1 protein-coding gene is annotated in these 757 nt (G+C 54.3%); it reads right to left on the bottom strand.

Features of this window, described 5'->3' with window-relative positions:
- A partial coding sequence (locus tag ACTHUR_RS13655; RefSeq protein ID WP_440399069.1) for a beta-ketoacyl synthase N-terminal-like domain-containing protein occupies positions 1-757 on the bottom strand: 757 nt, incomplete at both ends.

Here is a 757-nt window from a genome sequence, read left to right as displayed (position 1 = left end):
GCTGTTTCAAGGGCTGCCGTGGCGCCAAGCGTGTGTCCAATTTGCGGTTTGAACGCCATCAAAGGCGGCAGTGTACCGAATATATTTTCCAGTGCGGCCAATTCGGCGGCATCGCTGTCAGCCGTGCCGATGCCGTGTGTTTTAACGGCTGCAATGCTTTCAGGAGCGATGCCTGCAACATCCAAAGCTCGACGCATCACCTGCTCTTGCGCTTGGCCATCGCTTTGAATCAGGTCATTGCCTGTATTGGCGGCGTGTCCGATAAGTTTCAGACGGCCTGAAGAAGATTCGGGAGCAGCAGAAGATAAGGCAAGCGCGGCAACACCTTCGCCTAAAATCAAACCGTTTCCGCCAAAAGGCTGATAGTGTTCGGCCAGCAAACCCAAGCTGTGAAAATGCAGCAAAGTCAGCCGGTTGAGGTTTTCAATGCCAAGCACAAAGGCACGCTCCGCCCCGCCGCGCAAGCAGTTATCCGCCTGAATCAGCGCATGGGCGGATGAAGTGCAGGCAGTAGCGAAACTGAAAATCTGCCGATTGCCGCTGCGCCGGCGCAAATCTTCGGCGAGATAAAGCAAATTGTGTTCTTCTACCGCCCTATTGCCCGCAAAATGGCGGTTTTCATATTCGGAGATGGAATAGGAACTGGAACCGATAAACACCGGCGCATCATGCCAGCTTTCAGACGGCCAGCCTGCACTTTCGGCGGCTTGTCGCAAATGTTGTTCGGCAATATCCGCAAATTCCTTCCGCCCCAAAC

This window comes from Neisseria sp. P0021.S007 (genome assembly GCF_051956855.1).
This window is presented reverse-complemented; position numbering and strand designations above follow the sequence as displayed.